At 73.0% G+C, this 24,229-nt stretch carries 15 protein-coding genes; 7 read left to right on the top strand and 8 right to left on the bottom strand.

Annotated elements, in window-relative coordinates:
* The first annotated feature begins 2 nt into the window (after positions 1–2).
* Positions 3–1,211 (top strand): cytochrome P450, encoded by a 1,209-nt coding sequence (locus ACWD5O_RS08330; protein WP_450084949.1) that lies wholly within the window; start codon positions 3–5, stop codon positions 1,209–1,211.
* On the opposite strand, the gene ACWD5O_RS08325 is transcribed toward ACWD5O_RS08330, so the two are convergent.
* The gene (locus ACWD5O_RS08325) at positions 1,109–3,433 is read right to left on the bottom strand and encodes an acylase (protein ID WP_450084960.1); all 2,325 of its coding nucleotides are present in this window, start codon (positions 3,431–3,433) and stop codon (positions 1,109–1,111) included. The two genes, ACWD5O_RS08330 and ACWD5O_RS08325, sit on opposite strands and share 103 nt — an antisense overlap.
* Here ACWD5O_RS08325 and ACWD5O_RS08320 point away from each other — a divergent pair.
* Positions 3,432–4,730 carry an ATP-binding cassette domain-containing protein gene (locus ACWD5O_RS08320; RefSeq protein ID WP_450084948.1) on the top strand — a complete coding sequence of 433 codons (1,299 nt, stop codon included), beginning with the start codon at positions 3,432–3,434 and terminating at the stop codon, positions 4,728–4,730. The genes ACWD5O_RS08325 and ACWD5O_RS08320 overlap by 2 nt on opposite strands.
* Positions 4,727–5,554 (top strand): ABC transporter permease, encoded by an 828-nt coding sequence (locus tag ACWD5O_RS08315; protein ID WP_450084947.1) that lies wholly within the window; start codon positions 4,727–4,729, stop codon positions 5,552–5,554. The genes ACWD5O_RS08320 and ACWD5O_RS08315 overlap by 4 nt, the downstream gene beginning before the upstream one ends.
* Here the strand turns inward: ACWD5O_RS08315 and ACWD5O_RS08310 are convergent, their stop codons facing one another.
* Together ACWD5O_RS08310 and ACWD5O_RS08305 are read right to left on the bottom strand one after the other, a co-directional pair.
* Entirely contained in the window at positions 5,555–8,800 is a 3,246-nt protein-coding gene (locus ACWD5O_RS08310) for a BTAD domain-containing putative transcriptional regulator (protein ID WP_450084946.1), read from the bottom strand. It abuts the gene before it with no gap.
* A gap of 9 nt (positions 8,801–8,809) precedes the next feature.
* Positions 8,810–10,243, bottom strand: a complete 1,434-nt coding sequence (locus ACWD5O_RS08305) for an FAD-dependent oxidoreductase (protein WP_450084945.1) — start codon at positions 10,241–10,243, stop codon at positions 8,810–8,812.
* 228 nt (positions 10,244–10,471) lie between these two features.
* On the opposite strand from ACWD5O_RS08305, the gene ACWD5O_RS08300 reads away from it, so the two are divergent.
* From ACWD5O_RS08300 to ACWD5O_RS08285, 4 genes are read left to right on the top strand one after another with little or no spacing between them, the layout of a single operon-like run.
* A complete protein-coding gene (locus tag ACWD5O_RS08300; RefSeq protein WP_354966802.1) occupies positions 10,472–11,305 on the top strand; it encodes an ABC transporter ATP-binding protein in 834 nt (277 codons plus the stop codon).
* Positions 11,306–11,340: 35 nt separating this feature from the next.
* Positions 11,341–12,324 carry an ABC transporter substrate-binding protein gene (locus ACWD5O_RS08295; protein WP_450084944.1) on the top strand — a complete coding sequence of 328 codons (984 nt, stop codon included), beginning with the start codon at positions 11,341–11,343 and terminating at the stop codon, positions 12,322–12,324.
* Positions 12,325–12,329: 5 nt separating this feature from the next.
* Complete coding sequence (locus tag ACWD5O_RS08290; RefSeq protein WP_450084959.1) at positions 12,330–14,432, top strand: iron ABC transporter permease; 2,103 nt, start codon at positions 12,330–12,332, stop codon at positions 14,430–14,432.
* A gap of 29 nt (positions 14,433–14,461) precedes the next feature.
* The gene (locus tag ACWD5O_RS08285; RefSeq protein WP_450084943.1) at positions 14,462–15,367 is read left to right on the top strand and encodes a siderophore-interacting protein; all 906 of its coding nucleotides are present in this window, start codon (positions 14,462–14,464) and stop codon (positions 15,365–15,367) included.
* Here the strand turns inward: ACWD5O_RS08285 and ACWD5O_RS08280 are convergent.
* From ACWD5O_RS08280 to ACWD5O_RS08260, 5 genes are all read right to left on the bottom strand, one after another.
* The gene (locus tag ACWD5O_RS08280; protein ID WP_450084942.1) at positions 15,334–16,635 is read right to left on the bottom strand and encodes a metalloprotease; all 1,302 of its coding nucleotides are present in this window, start codon (positions 16,633–16,635) and stop codon (positions 15,334–15,336) included. The two genes, ACWD5O_RS08285 and ACWD5O_RS08280, sit on opposite strands and share 34 nt — an antisense overlap.
* Positions 16,632–17,678 carry a lantibiotic dehydratase C-terminal domain-containing protein gene (locus ACWD5O_RS08275; protein WP_450084941.1) on the bottom strand — a complete coding sequence of 349 codons (1,047 nt, stop codon included), beginning with the start codon at positions 17,676–17,678 and terminating at the stop codon, positions 16,632–16,634. Before ACWD5O_RS08275 ends, ACWD5O_RS08280 begins: the two co-directional genes overlap by 4 nt.
* Positions 17,671–20,481, bottom strand: a complete 2,811-nt coding sequence (locus ACWD5O_RS08270; protein WP_450084940.1) for a lantibiotic dehydratase — start codon at positions 20,479–20,481, stop codon at positions 17,671–17,673. Before ACWD5O_RS08270 ends, ACWD5O_RS08275 begins: the two co-directional genes overlap by 8 nt.
* Before the next feature lie 79 nt (positions 20,482–20,560).
* Positions 20,561–22,177, bottom strand: coding sequence for a SagB family peptide dehydrogenase (locus ACWD5O_RS08265; RefSeq protein WP_387326465.1), 1,617 nt, complete (start codon positions 22,175–22,177; stop codon positions 20,561–20,563).
* Positions 22,178–22,187: 10 nt separating this feature from the next.
* Positions 22,188–24,155 carry a TOMM precursor leader peptide-binding protein gene (locus ACWD5O_RS08260; protein WP_450084939.1) on the bottom strand — a complete coding sequence of 656 codons (1,968 nt, stop codon included), beginning with the start codon at positions 24,153–24,155 and terminating at the stop codon, positions 22,188–22,190.
* Positions 24,156–24,229: the final 74 nt, after the last annotated feature.

The following is a 24,229-nucleotide window of genomic DNA, read 5'->3' as shown; positions in this document are numbered from 1 at the left end:
ACATGCGGTTGAATCCGTTCACCGGGACCTATCTCAGCGATCCGGCCAGCGTGTGGCGACGCATTCTCGACGATCCCGCCGGGGTGCACTACGCCGAGGATCTGGGCCTGTGGTTGATCAGCAGGCACGAGCACGTCCGGCCCGCGCTCGCCGATGCCGGGACCTTCGGCAACGCCCTCACACTCGCTCCGGTCTACGAGGTCTGCCCGGAGGCGATGAGCGTCATCATGCAGATCGACGCGCCGCCCACCACCGCCGCCGCGGATCCGCCCGTACACCCCCGCACCCGTCGGGCCCTGCGCGCGACCTTCGCGAACACCCCGGACCGGGTCGAGGCCCAGTACGGCCCGATCGTCCGTCGCCGGGTCGACCAACTGGTGTCCCGGCTGGTGTCCCGGCTGGTCGCCCGCCAGGGCCGGCAGGTCGATCTCGTCCCGGAATTCGCCACCGCGCTTCCCCTGCTGGTCGTCCTGGACATCCTCGGAGTGCCCGACGCCGACATCAGGCGGATTCGGAGTTGGGCGGACGGCCAGATCGCCCTCATCTGGGGGCGGCCCGATCCGGAGGAACAGGTACGCCTGGCGCAGGGTCTGCTCGAGTTCTGGCACTACTGCCAGGAACTGGTCCGCCAACGGGCCGACGGTGGGCACCTCGGCGACGACTTCATCAGCCGGGCCCTGACCTACCGCGACGACGTGTTGACCGTGACCGAGGTGGCGAGCCTCGCCTTCAACCTCCTGGTCGCCGGCCACGAGACCACCGCCGGGCTGCTCTCCCACGCCCTCGACCAGGCGCTGTCCAGCCCGCAGCGGTGGCGGGCGATCGCCGCCGACCCGCTGTCCGTCCCCGCGTTCGTGGCCGAGACGCTCCGGTTCGCACCCGCCATCGACGGCTGGCTCAGGGTGACCCGCCGACAGGTCACCCTGGGGGACGTCACCATACCCGCCGGGGCACGCTGCCTGCTGTTGATCGGAGCCGCCAACCGGGACTCCGTGGTCTTCGCGCACCCGCCTCCGCACAGCACGCCCCCCGCTGAGCCGGACAGCTCTACGGAGGCGCCGACCGAACCGGCCGGGCTCCCCGCCAGGGAGCCCGGCCGGGCCGCGTCTCAGTGGTGGCGGCCCTCGCTCACCCGGTACGTGCGCAGGTTCGGGTCGGCCTTGATCTGCGCCTCGGTGTACTTGATCGTGTCCCAGCCCTTGCCGGAGTAGAGCGCGGTCTGGTCGCCGTACCAGGGGGAGTTCGGGTTGGTCGACTGGGAGTAGGTCAGGATCTGCCGCCCGGACGGCCCGTGCGGGCCCAACTCGACGGCCATCACGAACGACGAGCCGTGCACCACCTTCGGGTAGCCGACGCCCGGCACCCGGTTGTTGATGATCATGTTGAAGATGCCGGCCTCGGCGCGTCCACCATGGATCGGGATACGCCGGTCGCCGCGCGGCTCGGTCTGGATGTCGCCGAGACGGGCGTCGAGCGGGATGCCGGCGAGGCGCTGCACGGCGTCGGCGAGCGCGGTGCGGACGCCCGGGTTGGTGGTGTCGAGCCGGCGCGGCGTGCGCACCGGGTCGCTGACGGCGAAGGTGTCGGCGAAGCGCAGCCCGTTGGCCAGGACGAACTCGGTGAACAGGTGCGCGCCGCGGCTGTTCAGGTCGGCGTGCAGGTCCCAGCGGGCCAGTGCGGTGCAGGCGGCACGCAGGTCGACGGTCGCGCCGTTCGACGCGGTGCCGGTGGGCTGGGCGGTGCAGAGCGCCACCAGGTCGTCGCGGACCAGCTCACCGCCGTACACCCGGTTGCCGAAGACCGTCCGCCACAGCCGGTCGGCGGTGAACCCGCGCCCCGGCAGACCGTCGGTGCCGGCGAGGCGCTGCTGCACCTGGTCGAGGCCGAGACGGGTCCGCAGGCTGCGCGGGGTGCGTTCGTCGCCGATGATCCGCGCGTAGCCCTCCAGCGGGGCCTGCGGGTTGGCCAACCAGTAGCTGTCGTTGGAGTTGGTGACGTAGTCGGTGCGGAAGCGGACCGGCAGGTTCGCCGGGCCGAGGATGCCGGGCACGGCGGCGTCCGGGTCGGCGCCGAGCGCGCAGGCCGACCGGGAGCCGTCCAGGACGGCCTGGCCGCTGCTGGCGTAGAGCGGCTGGAACGGCGCCGGGATGCAGGCGGCGGCGAGGGCGTCGGTCACCCGGGGCACCACCGAGTGGTCGGCGTAGAGCGCCTCACCGCGGGCGTCGGCGGCGATCACGTTGACCCAGGGCAGGAACTGGTAGCGGTCGAGCACCCGCTTCAGGTCGCGGACCGTCTCGGCGCGGCCCATCTGCAACCAGCCGTCGAAGGCCCGGTTGTTGGTGGCGTTGATGTCGGTGATGGCGTACGCGGTGCCGGCGGTCCAGTCGAAGGTGCCGGGCACCACCACGACCGGCCCGAAGTGGGTGTCGTGGAAGGTCCGGCTGACCGGTACCGTGCCACCGCTCGGGCCGGGCACCTGGACGGTGACCGTGCGGGTGGTCATCTTTCGCGGCTTGCCGTCCACGTAGTACGACGTGGGGTCGCCAGGAACCAGCGCGAGGCGGTGCCACACGAACCGCCGGGCGGTGGAGACGGTGTGGCTCCACGCCATGGTGCGGTTGTGCCCGATCTCGACGATCGGGTCGCCGATCAGCGCGGCGCCCTCGACGTCGTACCGACCCGGCACCTTGAGGTGCATCCGGTAGAAGCGTTCCGCGCCGTCCCATGGAAAGTGCGGGTTGGCCAGCACCATGCCGCCCCGGTTGGCGGTCGCCGCCTCGCCGAGCCCGTAGGCGTTGCTGCCCACCCCGGCGGGCGCGCCGTCTTTCGCGGCGAGCACCGCGGCCGCGCCGGGCGCGTCCTGGGCGGCGGCCGGGCCGGTGGCGGTGGGCGGTGCGGCGGCGACGATCCCGTCGAGCACCGCCCGGGAGCCGGCCCGGACCATGCTGGCCCAGGTGGTACGCCAGATGTCCAGCTCGGTGAGCGGGCGCACCCACGGCTTGGCCCGGCACGCCGGGTCGGTGAGCTTCGCCGCACCGGTGCGGCGCAGGTAGGAGTTGTAGCCGGCGACGAAGCCGCGGATCTGGTCGCGGACGTCGTTGGACGGCGAGTGCACGCCGTCGCGGCGGCCGTCGAGCAGCCGCTGCACCGTCCGGTCGTCGATGGCCTTGCGGAAGAACAGGTCGCTGCGCACGTTCGCGTCGGTCGGGCCGGTCGCGCCGAAGTAGCGGGAGCGCTCGCCGTTGACCGTCACCACCTTCTCGGCGATCACGCAGAGGTTGTCCTCCGCCTGCACGTACCCCACCCCGAAGCCGAGGTTGGCGTAGCTGGTGGCGGTGATGTGCGGGACGCCGTAGGACGCGCGGCGGATCTCGGCCGAGTAGCCGCGATCGCGCTGGTGCGCGCCGGCCGGGGGTGTCGTCAACCCGGCCATGACCAGGCCCAGGACCACCCCCGCCGCGCCGAGGCGTTGTGCTGCTGTCACCGCGTCCTCCCCCCGTCGCGTCCCCCAGACGTCGTTGCCGGAGAGACATTCACGTTGGTCGGCATTCTCGTCGCTGCCGTGCCGTTCCGTACACCCCGGCGCGCCGACCGCGCGCCGTGGTGCGTTCAGTGGCAGCCCGCCGGCGCGCGGCGGCGAGGCCGCCACCGCCTCGGCGACGCGTCGGGCCTCGGTGTCGGTGGCGTGTCGGCACCCGTGTCGGCGGCGTGTCAGGGCGGTGTCAGGCGACCCGCGCAGGCTCTACGACATGACAACTGACCTGGTGATCGAGGCCGAGGGCCTCGTCAAGACCTTCGGGCGGACGAGAGCGCTTCAGGGCGTGGACCTCGCCGTGCCCCGGGGGACGGTGCTCGGGGTGCTCGGCCCCAACGGCGCCGGCAAGACCACCGCCGTACGCATCCTCTCCACGCTCCTGGCCCCGGACGGCGGCAGCGCCCGGATCAGCGGCTTCGACGTCGTACGCGACGCCGAGCGGGTCCGGCAGACGATCGGCCTCACCGGCCAGTACGCCTCGGTCGACGAGGACCTGACCGGACGGCAGAACCTGGAGCTGTTCGGCACGCTGCTGGAGCTGGGGCGCAACGGCTCCCGACGGCGGGCCGCCGAACTGCTCGAATGGTTCGATCTGACCGCCGCCGCAGACCGGCAGGCCAAGACCTACTCCGGCGGTATGCGGCGGCGCCTGGACCTGGCCGCGAGCCTCGTCGGCTCGCCGGATGTGATCTTCCTGGACGAGCCGACCACGGGGCTCGACCCGGCCAAGCGCGAGGACATGTGGGACGTGGTCCGGTCGTTGGTCACGAACGGCTCGACCGTGCTGCTCACCACGCAGTACCTGGAGGAGGCCGACGCGCTGGCGGACGCGATCACGGTGATCGACCACGGCCGGGTCATCGCGTACGACACACCCGAGGGGCTCAAGCGGGTGGTCGGCGGCCAGACCCTCGAGGTCCGGCCGTCCGACCCCGCGCACCTGCGGCGGGTCGCGGCGATCCTGTCCGAGGTCGGCTCCGGCGCGCAGGCCGACGAGATCCGCAAGGGCGTGCTCGCGGTGCCGGTCACCGACGACGAGGCCCTGATCGAGAGCGTCGCGCGGTTCGCCGCCGCCGGCATCGCGGTCACCGAACTCTCCCTGCACCTGCCGAGCCTCGACGAGGTGTTCTTCACCCTCACCGGGCGTACCGCATCCGAGGACGACACCACCAGCCTGAAGGAGGTCGCCGCATGAGCACCCTGGTCGGCGCAGCACCCGCGAAGAGCCCGGCGCTCTCGACGGCCGTTCCGAACCCGCGACCGTTCCGGCTCGTCCGGCACTCCCTGGCGCTCGCCAAACGCAGCCTCATCAAGACCTGGCGTACCCCCGAGGCACTCATCGACGTCACGCTGCAACCGGTGCTGTTCCTGGTCATCTTCGTGTACATCTTCGGCGGCGCGGTCGCCGGGTCCACCCATGACTACCTGCAGTTCCTGTTGCCCGGCATCCTGGCGCAGACCATCGCCACCGGCGCCATCGCGATCGGCGTCAACCTGAACACCGACATCGCCAAGGGCATCTTCGACCGGTTCCGGTCGCTGCCGATCCCCCGCTCGGCGCCGTTGGTCGGCGCGGTCCTGGGCGACGTCGTACGGTACGTGATCGTCACGATCTCGACCCTCGCGATCGGTTACGTGCTCGGTTTCCGGATCGACTCCGACCCGCTCCGGGCGGTCGCCGGTTGCCTGCTCGCGGTGCTGTTCGCGCTCTGCCTGAGCTGGCTGCCGGTGTTCGTCTCGATGAAGGTGCGTACCCCGGGCGCCGTGCAGGGCCTGATGTTCGCGTTGATCATGCCGCTGAGTTTCGCGTCGAACGTGTTCGTCAGCGCCGACACCCTGCCGGGCTGGATGCAGGCGTTCGTGGACGTCAACCCGATGACCCACCTGGTGGCCGCGGTGCGCGGGCTGTTCCTCGGCACACCGGTCGGCTCACACGTGTGGTGGACGCTCGCCTGGTGTGCCGGCTTCGTGGCGGTGTTCATGCCGCTGGCGTTGCGCGCGTACCGCAAGAAGATCTAGCTAGGCGAGCAGGTCGTCCATCAGCTCACGGACCCGGGCGATGACCGCGGCGGCCGGCCGCTCGCGCCACACGGCCAGCAACGGCTCACGCTGCTCCTCGTCCCCGAGGGCGGCAGTGAGCCGTTCGGCGTCACCGGGCGGGGCGAGAAACCCGAAGGTGGCGCCGACGCGCGCCCCGAGCGCGAACAGTTCCCGCACGGTCGCGATGTCACCCCGGTACGCCGCCAGTTCGGCACCACCCAGCGCCCACGACCCGATCACCGGCAGGTCCCTCGTCGACAGCGCCTCCTCCCGGGCGAGCCTCAGCAACGTGGTCGCGGTGGTGTCGGCGTCCTCCCCGGAGCCAGGTCGCACCTGGGCCACCCGCAGCTGGAGGACCGCCACCGCGACCCGGAGGATGACGCGGGGCTGCGGTGGCCCGCCGGCCCAGCCGGCCAGCCTCCGGGTCACCCCGTCGGCGTGGGCGAGCGCCTCGTCGTACCGCTCGCGTTGCCACGCGAGGTGGGCCAGCCCGAGGCGTGCCAGCGCGGAGTCCATGTCCTCGGCCTCGCCCGGCGTCGCCGCCTCGCCCAGCCGCCGCTCGGCTTCCGGGTCGCCGGTCAGGGCAAGCTGCGCGTCCAGCCGTACCCGGGTCGACCGGGCGTCCTGCGCCGCGCCGATCAGTTCCATGTGCCGGATGCTGCGCGCCAACCACTCGGCCGAGTCGGCGCCCCCGCGTGGAATCAGGAACTGCCCGATGGCCCCCGCCGCCATGGCCATGCCCCAGTGGTCACCGGCCACCTCGAAGCGGCGGTACGCCTGCTCGGCGTCGATCACCGACGGCTCGGCCATGCCGCCGTTCTCCTGGATGGCGGCGCGGGCGAAGTGGCCGAGGCCCTGCACGTACGGGTCCGGGTGCGCGATCATCTCGGCGGCGCCCTTCATGCCCCGGTCCGTGTCGGAGGCGTCGAACGCGGGCAACGCCGACGCGAGAACGATCTGCCGGGGCGACATCTCCGCGGGCCGCTCGGCGAGGAGCGTTCGCAGGGCCCGTCGGGCGAGTACGGCGAGCCGGAGCTCGCCGCCGATACCGGCGTTGACGCCGATCACCAGGCACATCCAGGCCAGCCGGTCGGCGTCGGGCAGCGGCCGGCCGGCGGCCCGTCCGCGCAGGATCGCCGATGCCCGCCTCCGGTCCGGGTCCTCGACGTGCAGCAGACCCCGCGCCCAGCCGACGACCTCGAGGTGCAGGCCGCGCACCGACCAGAGGTGGAACAGCGCGGTGGCGATATCGACCGTGGCCGGCTCGTCACCGGACCCGAGAGCCCAGCGCAGGCCCGCGATCAGGTTCTCCTGCTCGGCGGCGCAGCGGGCGAGCGCCTCGATCTGGCCGGGCCCGACGAACCGGTCCGCGACCGCGACCGCCTGCTCCCGGGCCCAACCGACCAGGCCGGCTATGGCCGGATCCCGGTCACCGGCCGCGTCGAGCCGGGCCTCACCGTACTCGCGGACGGTTTCGAGCATCCGGTAGCGGGGCGGGTCGTCCCCCTCGACCAGGGTCAGCAGAGACTGTTCGACGAGCGTCGCCAGGCCCCGTCGTACGTCCGGGGCCCGCGCGACCGCGGCGGCGAGGTCCGCGGTGAACGCCGCGGGAATGTACGCGAGCCGTTGGAGCAGTTCGCGGTCGTCGGGCGCGAGCAGTTCCCGGCTCCAGTCGACCATCGCCCACAGGCTCGCGTGCCGTTCCGGCAGGCCCCGCAACGCGTCGTCGAGCAGCGCGAACCGGTCGGTCAGCCCGGCGAGCACGTCGTCGATCGGCATGTGCCGCAGTCGCGCGGCGGCCAGTTCGAGAGCCAGCGGCAGGTTGTCGAGTCGGTGGCACAGCGCGAGCGCCCGTTCGGTGTCCCAGGTGGGCACCGCGCCTCCGGCCCTCGCCCGGGCCTCCACCAGCCCGAGTGCGTCGTCGTCGGACAACACGGTCAGGCGGTGGACCAGCTCGCCGGCGAGGCCGAGCGGGGCCCGGCTCGTCGCGAGGACGGCGACCTCGGGCGGGACCACCGCGATCAGGTCCGCGACGACGGTGGCCGCCGCGTCGAGAACATGCTCGCAGTTGTCGAGCACGATCAGCCCGTCGAGGTCCGGCGCCACGGCGCGCAACCGTTCCTCGGGGCTGAGCACCCGCCGTTCGAGGCCCAGGTTGCCGCCGGTCGCCGAGGTGTCCGCTCCGCCGAGTGCCGCGAGCACCGTGGGCAGCACAGCGTCGGGCGAGCGCAGGCCGGCGAGTTCGATCACCCGTACCGTCTGCCCGGCCGCCGCCGCGCGCCGCGCCACCTCGGCCGCGAGCCGGGTCTTGCCCGCGCCGCCGGTCGCCACGATCGTCACCAGCGGCGCCTCCGTCAGCGCTCCGCCGACGGTCTCGACGTCCCGCTCCCGGCCGACGAGGGCGGTCACCGGCCGCCGCCACGCGGCGGGCAGGGCGATCCGCGCCGGAGGCCGGGGTGGCGCCACGACGGCCGGGCTGGTGAGTTCGCCGCGCAGCAGCGCCAGGTGGACCTGTGTGATCACGGGCGACGGGTCGGTGCCGTAGCGGTCCGCCAGTTCGGCGCGGAGTCGCTCGACCACCTCCAGCGCGTCCGCGTCCCGGCCCTGGGCGGCGAGCACCCGGACGAGCAGGGCCGCCGACGGCTCGTCCGGCGGCGTACGCGCGACGAGCCGGCGCAGGTCGGCCTCGTCGAACGGCCCCGCACCGGCGAGGGCGGCCTGTGCGCGCAGCGCGGCGACGTCCGCGAACAGGCGCGCTTCCTCGGCGGTGACGAGTTCGGGGACCTCGGGGAACAGTGCGCGGGCCTGGTCGGCCGAGTGGCGGGCGCCCGGGGCGTCACCGGTACGGAGCACGGCACGCCCCCGCTCGACGAGCGTCCGTGCCTCGACCGCGTCGACGGAGATCTCCTCGGCGGGCAGGCGGTATCCCCCCGGAACCGCGACCACGGGCAGCCCGAGACGGCGTACCCGGGAGACGAGCGCCTGGACGGCGCCGGTCGCGTCGTCGGGCGGCGTGCCGTCCCACACGGCGTCCACGAGCAGGGTGGTGGAGACCGCCCGCCCCCGCGCGTCGACGAGCGCGCGGACCACCGCGGCGAGCCGCTCCCCCCGGACCGGCCGGCCGTCGACGGCGAGTGGCCCGAGGATGGTGATCTGCACGGACCCAGCATCCCCCACCTCGTCCATCGAGCCGCCGGCAACCCGCTGGTGGTCATCGGCCGCCATGCGGCAGGGCTAGGGGGTGTGCGCCGAGGTGGCGGCGGGCCGGCCGCGGAACAGGCCGAGCCGGAGCGCCCGGAGCAGGGTGCCGGGCCGGCTCAGCGTCGCCGGGTGATCGAGCATGGTGGTGACCCGGCCCAGCCGGGCGTTGAGCACCGGATCGGCCAGCGACGTCCGGAAGACCAGGTCACCGAACCATTTGGTGACCTTGTACCCGGGTGGGTACGGGCCGTCGACGTGTGGGAGCTCGATGTCGGCCGAGGTGGAGATCTGCCAGGCGGCGTCGACGATCACCCGCACCTGGTCGAAGTACGTCCGCGCCGCCTCCTCGTGCAGTTTCGGGCCGGAGCGCAGGTACGCCGACAGGCAGGACGCGTGCAGCATCGCGGAGGTCATGCCCTGGCCGTACACCGGGTTGAAGGACGCGATCGCGTCTCCGGCCGCGACCAGTCCGGCGGGCATCCGGTCGAGCTTGTGGAAGTCCCGGCGTCGGCTGTCCGCCTGGTGGTACGTGACCACCCCGCCGAGCATCTCGCCACGTTCGGCGATGTCGCCGAACATGTGCGGATAGTGCTGGCGGCAGCGGGCGGTGAAGTCGGCGACGTCGCGGCTGGGCCGGTCCTCGTCGTAGCCGGCGACCAGCATGATCCAACGGCCACCCTCGACCGAGTTGATCCCACCGATCCGGGCGGAACGGCCCTTGCCGGCCATGGTGTGGTAGACCACCACCCAGGTGTCGCTGACCGTCGGGTCCTGCTTGTAGAGCGCCGTCGCGTAGTTCAGTTTGATCGGCATCCGCCGCATCGGCGGGCGTGGCCACCCGTTGTCGGCCAGCCAGTCGCTGAGCCGGCTGGATCGGCCCATCGCGTCGACCACGAGGTCCGCCGGTTCGACAATCGGCTCGGTCCCGCCGTCCGGCACGTACCGTGCGCCGGTGACGCGCCGGTCGGCGAAGACCAAGCCGTCCGCCCGGCCGTACACCATCCGGATGTTGTCGACCGCGAGGGTCCGCCGCCGGACCAGCGCCTCCAGGAACGGACGTGTGGTGATCAGCATCGGGCCGGTGCCGGATGGCGCCGGCGGCAGCCCCAGCACGCCGTTCACGAAGATCTTCGCCGCGCCCTGGTCGGTCGGCGGCGGTGGGGCGCCGAGCGCGAGCGCCTCGTCGACGATGCCGGGAAACCAGCGTTCCAACTGGATCTGACCGGAGGGCAGCAGCGCGTGCACCTGGCTGCCCTGCGGCACACCGGGGCGCGGCCCGTCATCCACATCGGACGAATCACGCTCGATGACGAGCACTTCGTCGGCATGGTCACTCAACACCCGAGCCGCCATGAGCCCGGCGATGCTGCCACCGAGCACCACCGCCCGCCGCATGATCACCCTGGTCTCGGCCGGGCGTTCCGCTGTCGCTATCTCCGAGAAGAGCCGGGACGGCGAGGGGGGCATACGGTCGCTCCTCGGGTGGTCGGGAAACCTCGGCATCCACGACCGTAACCACCAGACCCGCCGCAGTCAGTGGCAGCGGACCCGCATTTTCTCGTTGGTATTCACCGAGCTGCCGTCCGCCACCGGACACGGACCGCGCTCAACGACGTCGATGCGCGGGAGGCGGCGGGAAACGCAGGTCGGGACTCGTCTTGACAGATCATCCGATGGTTAGGTTAGCCTAACCTCATGCAGAAGGAGTTGGCGTCGGCCACCGGGGAACACCGCCTGTCGGGCGTCGGCCTCCGCCTGGGTTACCACGGCGTGACCGTGGTGCACGGCGCGGCGATCGGCCTCCGCCGGGGTGCGGTGACCGCGCTCGTCGGGCCCAACGGCAGCGGCAAGTCCACCCTGCTGCGCGCCCTGGCCCGGCTGCACCCGATCGAGGCCGGCATGGTTCACCTCGCCGACGGCGGCGCGGCGGCAAGCCTGCCGGCCAGGGAGTTCGCCCGTCGGGTCACCCTGCTCGCCCAGAGCCGGCCGGTACCCAGCGGGGTCACCGTCCGGGACGTGGTGGGGTACGGGCGTCACCCCTACCGGGGACGCTGGCGGGCAGAGGATCCGAACGGTCCCGTCGCCATCGCCCGGGCCATGGACGTCACCGGCGTCACCGCGATGGCGGACCGTCCGGTCGACGAACTCTCCGGCGGCGAGTTGCAGCGGGTGTGGCTGGCCACCTGTCTGGCCCAGGACACCCCGGTCCTGCTCCTCGACGAGCCCACAACCTTCCTCGACCTGCGCTACCAGGTGGAGATCCTCGACCTGGTCCGTGACCTCGCCGACGACCACGGCGTCGCCGTCGGCGTCGTGCTGCACGACCTCAACCAGGCAGCCGCCGTGGCCGACGAGGTGGTCCTGCTGCACAACGGCCGGGTCCGCGCCACCGGCACCCCGGCCGCGGTGTTCACCGAGAACGCCCTGACCGAGACCTACGGGATCCGGATCGAGGTGAGCACCGACCCGCTCAGCGGGCTGGTCACCACCCGCCCCGTGGGACGGCACCTGACCCGCACCCCGGTCTGAACGACCGCCCCGCTCCGTACCAGAGAAAGATCGTCATGACCCGTACCCGTTTCACCGCCCTCATCGCCGTGGTGGCCGCACTGTCGCTTAGCGCCTGCGGCACCACCGAGAACACCGCCACCCCCGAGGCCGCGGCCTCGGCGGCCGGCGGGCCGGTCACCGTCACGGACAGCCGCGGCAAGGACGTCACCCTCAAGGCCCCGGCGACCAAGGTCGTCGGCCTGGAGTGGGGTGAGGTCGAGATGCTGGTCAGCCTGGGCGTCCAGCCCGTCGGCGTCGCCGACCCCAAGGGCTACGGCACCTGGGTCAGCGCCGCCAAGCTCGACCCGGGTGTCAAGGACGTCGGCACGCGCGGCGAGCCGAGCGTCGACTCGATCGTCGCCCTCCAGCCCGACCTGGTGGTGATGGAGGACGACCGGGGTGGCACCCTGGTCAGCCAGCTTGAGAAGTACGTCCCCGTCGTGGTCGCCAAGGGCAGCGACGCCAAGGACAACCTCGGCCGGATGCGCACGGAGCTCACCATGATCGCCAAGGCGGTCGGCAGGACCACCGAGGCGCAGAAGCTGCTCGCCGACTTCGACGCGGCCATCGCCGACGGCAAGAAGAAAATCGCCGACGCTGGTGCCGCCGGCCGCCCGTTCGCCATCGCCGACGGCTGGAAGGAGGGCAGCACCGTCAGCATCCGGATGTTCGGCCAGGGCGCGCTCGTCTCCCAGATCGGCATCCAGCTCGGCCTCACCAACGCCTGGACCGGCAAGACCGACGAGGTGTGGGGCCTCGGCCAGACCGACGTCGAAGGCATGACCGTCCTCAAGGGCCCGAACCTGCACCTCTTCTACAACGCCTCCGACGGCGACGACGTGTTCGCCGACGGTCTCGCCGGCAACGCCATCTGGAAGTCGCTGCCCTTCGTGCAGCGGGGCAACCTGCACAAGATGCCCGACGGCGTCTGGACCTTCGGCGGTCCGCTGTCCGGCAAGCAGTACATCGACCAGCTCGTCAAGACCTACACGGTGTGACCGTGCTGATCGCACCCCCGCGCCCGGAGCCGGCCACCCGGCCAGCTCCGGGCGGGCGGCTGGCCGTGCCCCGCGTCGTCGCCGTCTTCCTCGCCGCGACCCTACTGCTGCTCGTGGTCGGCGCGGTGCACCTCACCCAGGGCACCTCCACCGTCGGCGCCCTGGACCTGCTGCGGCTCGCCGCCGGCGCGGACGACGAGGCGGCCCGCGTCCTGGTCGCCTCCCGGCTGCCCCGACTGCTCGCCGGGCTGGCCATCGGCGTCGCGCTCGATGTCGCCGGAGCCGCGCTGCAGTCGATCGCCCGCAACCCACTCGCCTCCCCCGACACACTCGCCGTCAACGCGGGCGCCCACCTGGCGATCGTCTCGGTCGCCGCGTTCGGCGTCTCGCTGCCCGCACTGCCGGCCGGCGCACTGGCCTTCTGTGGAGGACTGGCCGCCGCCGGCCTGGTGATGGCGATGTCCGCCGGTGGACAGGCGGGCACCACCCGACTCATCCTCGCCGGCTCGGCGACCGCGCTGGCGCTCAGCTCGGTGACCACCCTGCTGCTGCTCCTGTTCGAGCAGGCCACCATCGGTATGTTCGCCTGGGGCAACGGTTCTCTGGTGCAGAGCGACCTGGTCGCGCTGACCCAGCTCGCCCCGGTGATCGTCGGCGCGCTCATCGTGCTGGTGCTGCTCGGCCACCGCCTGGACATCCTCGCCCTCGGCGACGACACCGCCACCGTGCTCGGCCTCGACGTCCGGCGTACGCGACTCACCGTCACCGTGCTGGCGGTGCTGCTGTCCGCCGCGGCGGTGACCCTCACCGGCCCGGTCGGCTTCGTCGGCCTGTGCGCCCCGGTGATCGTCCGGCTGCTCGCACCCGTGGTGCCCGGGGTGCACCGGCACCGCGTCCTGCTGCCGCTGTCCGGCATCGCCGGGGTGGTCATCGTGCTCGGCTCCGACGTGCTGCTGCGCGCCATCATGGGCGGGCAGGCCGGGGTGGAGGTTCCCACCGGCGTGGTCACCACCCTCTTCGGCGCGGCGATCCTCATCTGGTTGGCCCGCCGGCACCGCGACGCCGGCCCCACCCGCCGCCCGCCCGGCGGGCACGCGGCCGTCCGGTCCCCGGCCGTCCACCGCACCGTCGTCGCCGTCACCGCCGTGGTCACCGTCGCCGCCGTGACGGTCGGCATGCTCGCCGGCGACACCTGGGTGCTCCTCGGTGACCTCGTCAACTGGGTCAACGGCACCACCGGGCCCGCGTACACCTTCGTGCTGGACCAGCGGTGGCCGCGCGTCGCGGCGGCGGTCCTGGCCGGCGCGGCGCTCGCGGTCGCCGGCACCACCGTGCAGGCGGTCTGTCGCAATCCGCTCGCCGAACCCGGCATCCTCGGCATCACCGCCGGCGCCGGACTCGGCGCGGTCGCGCTGCTCACGTTCGTGCCGCTGGCCGGCGTGTGGGCTGTCTCCGGCGTCGCCGGGCTCGGCGCGATGCTGGCGTTCGCCCTGGTCTACGGCCTCGCCTGGCGGGGCGGCGGGCTCAGCTCCGACCGGCTCGTGCTGATCGGCTTCGGCGCCTGGCAGGGCGGCACCGCGGTGATCACGTACCTGATCGTCGCCTTCGACCCGTGGAACACCGGGAAGGCGCTGACCTGGCTGTCCGGTTCCACCTACGGCCGCACGTCCACACAGGTGCTTCCGGTGCTGATCGCCCTGCTGGTGCTCACGCCGGCGGTGGTCGCCGCCCGGCGCGAACTCGACCTGATGACGCTGGACGACGACACCCCCCGGGTGCTGGGCGTCCGGCTGGAGCGCACCCGGCTGGTCGCGCTCGGCGCGGCGGCGCTGCTCACCTCCACCGCGGTCTCCGCCGTCGGGGTCATCGGCTTCGTCGGCCTGGTCGCCCCGCACGCCGCCCGGGCGCTCGTCGGCGGCCGCCACTCCCGGGTGCTTCCGGTGACCGCCCTGCTCGGCGCGGCGCTGGTCAGCATCGCCGACACCCTCGGCCGGACGTTCATCGCTCCGGCCCAGATCCCCGCCGGCCTGGTCACCGCCATGATCGGCACCCCGTACTTCGTCTGGCTGCTGTGGCGCTCCCGCGCCGTGGCGAACCACCCCCGATAACACGCCGGCCCGAGCCCCAGAGAGGCACCATGACCGAGACCATGCCCATCACCCCGTGGCGCCTGTTCACCGTCGAGGTCCGCGCGGTACGCCGGCTGAGCCCGTCGTTCGTCCGGGTGACCTTCACCGGGTCGGACCTCGACCGCTTCGCCGACAACGGTTACGACCAGCGGATCAAGCTGGCGCTGCCGCTGCCCGGCCAGCGCGAGGTGCGTCTACCGGAGGGACCGGACTGGTACGCGAAATGGCGAGCCCTGCCCGAGCACCTGCGCAATCCCGTACGCACCTACACCGTACGGGCGGTCCGGCCGGACCTGGCCGAGGTCGACGTCGACCTGGTGCTGCACGGCGACAGCGGCCCGGCGACCCGCTGGGCCGCGAGGGTGCGCGCCGGCGACGAGATCGCCATCCTCGGGCCGGACGCCGGCTACGACGGTGACCACGGCGGGATCGAGTTCCAGCCGTCAGCGGCGGGAAGCCTGTTGCTGGCCGGCGACGAGACCGCCGTACCGGCCATCAGCGGCATCTGCGAACGGCTTCCACGCGATACGCGTGGCACGGTCGTGCTGGAGGTGCCCGACATCGACGACGTGCTGCCGCTGGCGGCCCCGCCGCGAGTCGAGGTCCGCTGGCTGGTCCGAGGCGCGGACGGGCACGGCAGCAGGCTGGTGCCGGCCGTTGCCGCCGCAGCGGGGGAACTGCTGGCCGGCGACGCGACGGGGGCCGCCCAGCCCGTCGCGGACGTGGACGTCGACACCGAGATCCTGTGGGAGGTCCCGGACGAGGTGCCACCGGTTCCGCTGTACGCGTGGCTGGCCGGGGAAGCCGGCGTCATCCGGACCCTGCGCCGGCACCTGGTCGCGGAGCGGGGTCTCGACCGACGGGCCGTGGCCTTCATGGGCTACTGGCGGCTCGGCCGCGCCGACCCGGTCTGAGTCGTCGCCGTGCCCGCCGCCGAAGCGCCCCCGCCCGCCGTCGAAGCGTCACCGCCCGCGGCGCGTCGACGGCGGGCCAGGTAACCGGCGAACACCAGCAGCAACAGGGCCTCGGCGAGCAGCACGACGACCGCCCGGCCAGGCCCGAGCCAGCCGGACAGCGAGACATACCAGAACCGCACCAGCAGCGTCAGCACGGTCACCGCGAAAGCCGCCGATGCCAGGCCGTATCCGGTGTAGATCAACCGTTCCCGGCGGCGGTAACCGGCGACCGTGGCAGGGCCGCCGCGCAGCAACCGACCCCAGAACCGGTAGGTGTCGGCCCGCAGGTCAGCCAGGTTGAGGGCGTGGCTGAGCATGTGGTAACCATCCAGGCGCAGGAACGGCACCAGGTTGAGCGCGGCGGTCGCGGCACCGAAGAGCAGCATGGTGCCGGCCAGGTCGCGCAGCGCGCCGGGCCCCACCCAGGCCCGGATCGCGGCGAACGGCACCAGGGCCAGCATGCTGACGAACACGCCGGCGAACGCGGTGGCCACCCGCCGCCGGGGGGTGAAGAGCACGATGTCGTCGACCTTGCAGTACGGCGCCAGCAGCGGGAACCGCCACATCACCCCGATCTCGGTGACCCGCCCGCCGAAGTGCCGGCAGGTCAGCCCGTGCGCGCACTCATGCAGGAAGACGATCACCCAGGTGATCACCACCGCCGCCACGATCGCGGCGAGCGGGCGGTGTCCGCCACCCACCCCGTCCATCAGGTCCCGCAGGTGCACCGCGACATAGCCGGTCACGGCGAGCACGGCCAGCAGGGCGGGCAGCACGAACCCCCAGCTGAACAGCGCGCCCAGCCGAGGAAGCAGCCGGGTGAAGAGCCGGTCCGGGTCGAAGAGCGGCCACCGGGCCGACAACGGCCCGCGCCGGGCCTTCGCGGCGCCCTCGGCAGCCGAGGCGGTCAGGCGGGCGATCGTCTCCGGGTCGGTGGCGTCGGCGAGCAACTGACGGCGGTGCAGCATGCCGAAGAGCTGCTGCCAGTTCTCCGGCCCGAGCCGGCGACGGTACGTCGCGGCGTACTCGGCGGCGAGATCGTCGAGCGTGCGGGTGCCGTCCATCCGGGAGAGCAGGAAGTGCTCCCGCGGCCCGACCCGGTAGTACCAGCCGGTCTCGCCGTCCTTGACGTGGTGCACGAGCTTCTCGCCCCGCCACTGGCCGGGGCCGAGCACGACCGTGGCGCGCAGACGGGGGCGGGCCCAGGTGGCGTCGACCGTCGTCATCGCGCGCCGGCCGGTGCGTCGTCGAGCAGCGCGGCACGCATCAGGTACGACAGGTAGATCTCGTCCAGGATGCTCACTCCGAGCCGGTTGTTGGTCATGTGCACGTACGAGCTGAGCTGGATGGGCAGCGCGGCGTCGAGATCCGTGAGCGGGGTGGGCTCACCACCGCCGCGCTGGAAGACCAGCTCGCCGTCTCGGGCCAACGCCACGACCCGCTCGCGCAGCGCGCGACAGTGCGCCAGCCAGCGGCCCTCGACCCCACCCACACGCGCGGTCGACTGCTCCCGGGCCGCCACGCGGATGTCGGCGAGCCGACCCCGCAGCGCGGCGTCCATCCGCCGGTAGCTGGTGTCGAAGCTCGCGTGGTAGTCGTCGCTCGGCTCCGAGTAGGAGACCTCCCAGAACCGCCGGTACTCGTCGAGGAAGCCGGCAATCCGCCGGTCGTCGTCGAGGAAGACGGCGCACATCATCATGGCGAGCTGGGCGGAGAGCCCCAGCAGCACCGGACGGACGTGCACGTTCGTGGTGGCCAGCAGGTCGAGCACCACGTCACTGGACTGCTCGAAGTGCCACTCGGCCAGCTCGACGCCGGCGGGACCGCCGTACCGGCCGTACTCCCGTTCGTACGGGATGTGGTGGTAGCTGTTGTTCGCCCGCATCGGCATGACGCCGTCCGGGCCGTACTCCTCGTCCCACCGCTGTGCGCCGTACTCGGCGAGGAACATCTGCTTGTACAGGTCACCCAGCCCCGCGCTGTCCACCTCGTAGAGCGCGGGCCGGCGGCGCAGGAACGCGCCGATGGCCGCGTCCACCCGGGCGCGGACCACCGCCGGGTCGACGCCGGGGGCGGGCAGCACCCGCAACCGTACGTGCGGGCCCTCCATCCAGTACTTGATGAAGAAGTACCGGCTGATCAGGCCCTCGGCGCGCAGCTCGTCCACCAGCGGACGAACCCCCTCGACCAGCATGGGGTTGGCGTTGCTGGCGTAGAAGACGTGCACGCTGAGCCAGCCGTGGGCGGTCGGCGCGGGGTGGTCAGTCATGGTCTGCTCCAACTCGGACACCGTTGAGTTCGACGGTCAGTTCGGTGACGTACGTGCCGGTGCCGTCGCGCAGCACCTGCTCGTCGCGGCCCGGCAGCATCTCGGTCAGCACCAGCCGGCTGCCGGCGGCACGGGCCGTCGCGTCCAGCAGGTGCAGGGAGAAGTGGCTGTCGAAGTCCACGTAGAGCGGCTTGTGGTCCGGCCGGGCCCCACCCTGCGCGGCCGGCCCGGCGGCGTCGTCCCCGACCGCCGGGGCGAGCCGGCTGCCCTCCGGGGTGGCGAACACGCGGCGCGGCAGGCCGTTGTCGCGCCGCCACCGCTGCCACCCGAGGAACCACTCCGCGTCGCTCTGCCCGGCCGTACGCGGCGGCAGGTGATCCGGGTGCAGCTTCCACATCCGCCGTTGCAGCACCAGGTCGCCGTGCACGATGCGGGGGTATCCGGCGATGCCCCGGCCGGGCAGCGGCACGGTCGTACCGGCCCACAGGTCGGGTTGGGCCATGCCCAGGTAGGCGAAGGTGAGCAGCACCTGTTGCACCTCCGGCAGCGCCATCGGCAGCAGGAACCCGAGGTAGACCGGGATGACCTCGGCGTCGAGCCGCCGCGAACGCAGCAGCAGCCGGTCGGCGACCGGGTCGTGCTCCACGCTGAGGTCGTCCATGTCGATCTGCTCGGCCGCCGGCCGGTGGCTGATCTCCCCCGGGCAGACCAGCTCGTACGGCGTGACCACGGGGTGCAGGTTGAGGTTGGTCGCGTCGTACCCGCCCTTGAGCTCGGCGAGCACCGCGCCGGGCGGCTGGAGCCGGACGAGTTCGGCGCGGAGCGCGCCGGCGAGGTCCTGCTCGGCGAAGAGGTGCGCGAAGCGGGAGAAGAGCAGCGTCATGCCGGAGTAGACCCGGTTCACCACCACCCGGTGCCGTCCACCCTGGTCGGCGAGCTGGAGGAAGAAGGACCGGGGGTCCAGCGTGCCGAGTGTCTGCGGCACCATGGCGGCGACGTCGGTCATGAACGCGTCGTCCAGGGCCAACTCCTCGGCGCCGGCCGGCAGCCGGTCGTACGCGTCGTTCATCCGCCGGGCCACCTCCAGCCGGGCGTCGTCCAGCGCGGTGATCTCCTCCTGCCGGAACCAGTTCTCCTGCCGCACGTAGCGGTTCTCCGCGTCGAACGCCCGGCGGCGCATCATCCGGCCGCTGTAGTGCTCGAAGAAGTCCTGCTGGAACTCGTGGGCGAAGGTGAGCAGGTCGTCGCAGCGACCGCCGGCGCCGTACCGGGCCCGGAAGAAGCCCTTGGTGGCCAGCCGGCGGGGCAGGTTGATGTCGAACACCGGCATGATCCGGGCGAGCGCCCGCAGGCCGGGTAGGACCTCCCGCTCCCAGCGCTCGCGGTCGGCGGTCACCGGGGCGCCGGTGTGCCGCGTGGCATCCTCGTAGACCAGGGTGCGGGGGGCCGGGACATCGGGGCGGCCGAGGTCGGTGTGGGCGGCGATCAGCTCGTCACGGATCCCGTCGAGCGCCCGGCGACGCCCGGGCAGGTCCGCCACCGGATAGGCGGTGGCCAGACGGTTCGCCGTCGCCACCCGCTCGGCGAGCCGGTCGGACCAGTCCCGGCCGATCCGCCGCAGCGCCGCCGCGTACCCCTGGACCGGGTCGTCGGCGTGGATGTCCAGTTGCAGGTTCGGCACCACCAGCAGACCGACCCGGAGCAGGTGGTGCAGGTACTGGGCGATCTCCTCGGCCGGGCGTCCGTCGCTGGTCAGCTCGGTGACCAGGTCGTCCATCCGTCGTACCAGTCCGCCGTCGAGCGCGTCCAGGATGTCGTGCAGCACCCGGCCGGTGGGGAGCACGAAGAGCGACTCGTGGATCGACTCCAGGGTGATCGCGGCGTCGCCGTCCTCCGAGCTGGTCCGGCGGCGGCGCAGGTAGCGCAGCCGGCCGTGGGCGATGCGCCAACCGCTGGTCACGGTCACCGGAAGGTCGGCGCGGAGCGTCTCGTCGGCGAGCACGATGCTCGACAGGCGACCCAGCGCCGCCAGGTTGAGCCGGGCGCTGCCCCGCGTCGCCGTGACCGCCTCGTCGGTGCTCGGCGCGTCGGTGCTCGGCGCGTCGGTGCTCGGCGCGACGTCGAGGAGCCGGCCGGCGCCGGTTTCGAGGGTGCCGACGTTAACGGTGGTCAGGGTGCTGAACGGGCTGGTCTTCGCGGCAGCGCGGTAGGCGTACTCCAGCAGCGACCGCTCCACCCGGCGGGCCCGTTTGCCGAGCGGGCCGGTCCCGGTGAGGTAGCCGGTGAGGTACCGGTCCAGCGACGGGGAGGCGAGCAGGATGCCACCGCGCAGGTTCGGGTCGTCGGCGAGGGCACGCAGCACGGTCCGCCGCCGCCCCAACTCGTCGTCCAGCACCGCCGGGCCGGCGGCCAACTCCCGGCGGTACGCGGCGAAGGTCTCCAGCCAGTGGGCCAGGTCCCGGTGGGTGTCCGGCCCCAACGCGGCGACCGGCCAGGCCGACGGGTCGGCCGGTCGGGGCGGGCGGAGGTTGAACACGTCCCGGCGCAGCCGGATCAGCCGCTGCCGCAGCCCGTCATCGGTCAGGTTCCGGCCCACCGCGACCTGGAGCGCGTCGGCCAGGTCCCGGCCGGTCACCCGGAGCCGGTCCTCCAGGTCGAGCACGCGGCGGGACCAGTCGGCGGTCCGGTCGAAGGCGAGCTGGTCGGCGACCTCGATGGGCAGTCCGGCGGTGCGCAGCATGAACACCCCGGGCATCCGCCAGGAGACCGGGGTCACCGGGGGTGCGGGCAGGGACACCGTCACGGGTTTCTCCTTCGTCGACGGATGGTCACGGATCGGGCGTCCGCCGCTGGCGTCGGCGGAGCGGCGCGGGACGGGGTCGTCACAGTCGGTACGCCAGGTCGGCGGTGGCCTCGGGATGCCGCCCGAGGAGCAGGAAGAGCACGGTGCGTTCGTCGGTGCCGTCCAGCCCGAGGGCGGTGTTCATGGCGACGTTGTCGAAGCCGAGCACCGCGCCGCAGCCCAGGCGTTGCGCGGTGGCCGCGCAGTACGCCCGCTGGGCGACGGTGCCGACCTCGGCGTTCAGCATCCGGTAGCCACGGGGGCCGAACACGTCGAGGACCGCGTCCGGCCGGCCGGAGATGGCCAGCACCGCGCCGACCTGACCCATCGTGTAGTTGGTGAGGAAGTACTGCTGCTGCAGGAAGGCGGACATCCCGTCCTCGGGTTCGGGGCCGGCCGGCAACAAGGCGTGCCGCCGCTCGCAGTAGGCGTAGCCGCCGCCGGGCAGCCCGTCGACGTGGTTGGCGAAGACCCAGAGCCGGGTCAGCTCGGGCCCGCCGTCGGTTCGCTTGATGTCCGCCGGGTAACGCCGGGCGGCGGCGGCGAAGGCGAGCGTGGTGCCGAGGTCGGCGGCGGTCAGCTCAGGCGGCCGACGGAACCGGCCGAAGCTGCTGGACCGGCTGGCCAACACCGCCGACAGTGGACGGTTGAGCCGGTCCAGCTCCGGCTCGGGCAGCGCGACCGGCTCGCCCGGCAGGTCCCGGGGAGCGGCGGAACCGACGGTGTCGGGGGCGGGAACGGCCGACGTGGCCGCCGCCCGGTGGACCGCGGTGACCGCGGAGAAGTCCCGCACCCGACGGGACCGTTCGAAGGCGGGGTACCGGGCGCGCACCCGCGCGACGGCGTCCGCCGGCACCACCGGTGGGCGCGTGTCGGCGCCGGTCCAGTCCATCGGCACGACCGCGAAGATGCTCTCCGCGTCGCTGTCCAGGTCGAGCAGCCGGTCCAGGGGCGCCGGATCGAAACAGAGCAACCGCCGCAGGGGTACGCCCAGCGCCGGTGCCAGCAGGTCCCAGGAGCCGAGCAGAGCCCCGAGGTCCTGGGTGACCACGTGATAGCAGAAGCTGTTGTACTTGAACGAGTTCTTCCAGAACCGGATACCGGCCAGCAGGTAGCTGTCGCCGGCGGTCCCCGGGCCGTCGGCGCCGAGGGCGGCGCGGACGGTGCCGGTGACGTCGCCGAGCAGCAGCCGCTCCAGCACGTGCGCTCCGGTGTGGTAGTGGTAGACGCCCGGCAGCAGCGGCCCACCCGCCCCCACCACCAGGTACAGCTCCACCGGGTACATCCCGCCCCCGGACGCGGTGCCGCGTCCCCACACCGCGTGCTCGAGGTGCGCCCGCTTGGCGACGTCCTGGTTCCAGTTGACCGTCATCCGCCGGTCCAGCACCCCGTACGACAGGCGCAGCAGGGCGGCCAGCCCGGCCAGCGACCAGCGGGTGGTCGCCGGCAGGTTCTCCCCGGTGTGCAGGTCGCTCAGGGTGGGCAGCTCGGGCAGCTCGGCGGGCAGCGGCAGCCGGGACGCGCCGGGGTAGCTCTTGTGCCGGGACGGCTGGTCGGCCCAGTCCACCTCGTGGTTGAGCGGTTCCATCGGGGTCCGGGCCCGGCGGAACACCGCCTCGGTGTAGTCCCGGACGACCTCGCGGGCCTCCTGCTGCATGTCGCTGCTCCTACGGAAAGGGGTGCGGGTGGGGGTTGCGGCCGGTGGCGCCGAGCCCGTCCGGTCCGTGCCGGCCCCGGGCCAGGTACCGCTCCAGCCGGTCGCTCCACAGCACCCGCTGCCGCTGCCAGCCGAAGTCGATGGGGACCAGGGCCGGAGCCACGACGGCCATCGTGTGCACCCCGGCGACCTCCTGCTCCGGGCAGGTCTGGTCGACGGCGACGACGTCACCGCCGAGGCTGGCGATCAGGCCGGCGAGGTACGTCATGTCCGCGCGCAGGTCGTCGTGGTCAGGTCGGACGGCGAGCCAGTCGCCGTACAGCTCCGACATGGTCCGCAGCGGCGGGTCGTCCAGGAGGAACGCCGCGTGTCGCGCCATCTCCGGCAGGCCGTAGAGCAGCGCGTGGTGGCTCAGCTCGGTGACCCGGGTGTAGTCGCGGACCATCTCGCGCAGCTCGGGTTCGCTGGCGGCGACCCGCTCGTCGAAGCCGGGGACGTAGGAGGCGGTCTCGCAGAGCGCCGCCCGGACCGCGTCGTCCGGGTCGAGGCTCGCGCCGGCGGCGAAGCAGAGCTGGCCGAGCCCGTCGCCGCGCTTGACCGCGACCGCGGTGACCACCGGGACCGGCAGGTCGGCGCGGGTGTCGAAGAGCCGGATGTCGTAGCCGAGCAGGTCGACCCGGTCGAGCATGAAGTGCACCCGCTCGTCGCGGCAGGTCGCCGGGTCGATCTCGGCCAGCCGGGCCGAGCCGTACCAGGCGAGCAGGAAGGCGTCCCGCTCGATGAGTTCGAGCATGCCGTGCAGCAACGCTTCCTCCGGGCAGCTGCCGCTGGCGCAGCCGTTGGAGCACTCCTGAACGAACTTGCGTTGGTCGGTGCGGCGGTCCAGGTAGTAGACGATCTGTTCGGGAACGAGGCGGGGCGTGCTGTCGCGCAGCGACCACCCCCAGACCCAGTGCATCGGCTCGTCCGGCGAGTACGGGGTGTAGTAGAGCCCGTGCCCCTGGTAGAAGGCCGGGTGGTAGCCCAGGCCGGCCGGGTCGAGCGCGTCGGGGGCGAGGTTGGCGTAGCTGTCGAAGACCTCGGTGCGCTTGGCCCGCGGGAACTGGCCGGCGTAGCGTTCCAGCCCCTCCAGCAGCGCGTACGTCTCACTGCCGCCGTAGCTGTTGTCGTGCCCGCTCCACCACATCTCGTGCAGGTCGTACCGGCTGCGGACCCGGAAGTAGCCGGTGACCGGTGCGGTGGCGGTGGCGTTGTACACCCGCAGCGCGTTGCCGCCCAGCGCCCCGGCGACCGGGTTGGCCAGCGCAGCGACCGGCAGGTCCAGCTCGCCGGCCGCACGCAGCCGGTACGCGGTCGGGTCCGGCTTGGGCCGGCGGGTCAGCGGGATCACCGCCGCCTCGGCGGTGTCCGCACGGGTGGTCGCGCAGGCGGGGCATTCGGAGTCGGCGAGCACCTCGACCAGCGTCGCCTCCAGGGTGTCCATCCGCAGCTGGTGCAGCCGCGCCACACCGGGGCGGTCGGCCCGGGAGCGGCACGCCTGCCGGAACAGCTGCCAGAGAGCGTCGACCGCGAACGGCGTGAGGTGCGGCAGGGGCGCCACCGTCCCGACCTGAGCGCCGTGCTCCAGGGCGTGCCGCTCCTCCCGGAGCCGGATGGCCTGCCAGCGCCGTTGGACGCAGAGCGGGCACGGCCCGGGTCGGGTCGGCACCGGGTCACCGGCGCCGGTCCAGCGGGGGCCGACCAGCGCGGTGGCGCCGTGCAGCCAGATCGGCACCACGTCGCCGGTGAGCCCCTCGCCGCCGTCGGCGTACGCGTCGGTCAGGCCGAGGGCGGCGATGCGGACGGTGATCCCGGCGGGTGACGGGCCGTCGCCGGCCGGCTGGCCAGCGTGGTTCTGGAGCCGCTCGTGGAACGCCTCGCCGAGCTGCTTGAGGCTGGCGTCCCACCCGGTGGAGGTGGTCCGGACATCGACGATCATGCGGTTCACCTGTCTGCGGTCGCTGCGGGTCTGGTGTCGGGACCGGGGCTCCCCGCCGGCGTGGCTCGCCGGCG

The organism is Micromonospora sp. NPDC005161 (assembly GCF_053599855.1).
The sequence above is the reverse complement of the archived record's forward strand: the minus strand, read 5'-3'. Positions and strand labels throughout refer to the sequence as shown.